This window comes from Streptomyces atriruber (genome assembly GCF_001418325.1).
GTDB classification, from domain to species: Bacteria; Actinomycetota; Actinomycetes; order Streptomycetales; family Streptomycetaceae; genus Streptomyces; species Streptomyces atriruber.
This window is the reverse complement of sequence record NZ_LIPN01000047.1, coordinates 1-305: the sequence shown is the minus strand read 5'-3', so window position 1 is coordinate 305 and position 305 is coordinate 1. Positions and strand designations below refer to the sequence as shown.

Annotated in this window: 1 protein-coding gene; it reads right to left on the bottom strand. The window is 65.2% G+C overall.

Annotated elements, in window-relative coordinates; all coding sequences use genetic code 11:
- Nucleotides 1–131 (bottom strand): VOC family protein (locus tag AOK03_RS43785; protein WP_279616304.1); only part of this gene is annotated, 131 nt, incomplete at its 3' end.
- Nucleotides 132–305: the final 174 nt, after the last annotated feature.

Below are 305 nucleotides of genomic sequence, written 5' to 3'. Positions count from 1 at the left end.
CCGAGGCCGAGGAGGCGCTCGATCAGCGCGCTGTTGTCCTCGACCTCATATCCCAAGGTCTCGGCCCAGAAGGCTGCTTGGGCGTGCGGGTCATTGGCGTCGATGACGAGCTTCCAGTGCAGGGTGGTCATGTAACCAGTTATAGCGGTTACGAAGGTCCGGTGCACGTGACATCGGCGAACTTCCCTCACCTAGGGGTCGATTGAGGGCCCACTCGGGGTGATCCCGGATCGTGCGGAGGCGGGGCGGGCGGCACCCTGGAATGGCTGGAAGGCGAGGGGGCCGGAAGACAGGCAGAGCGGGAG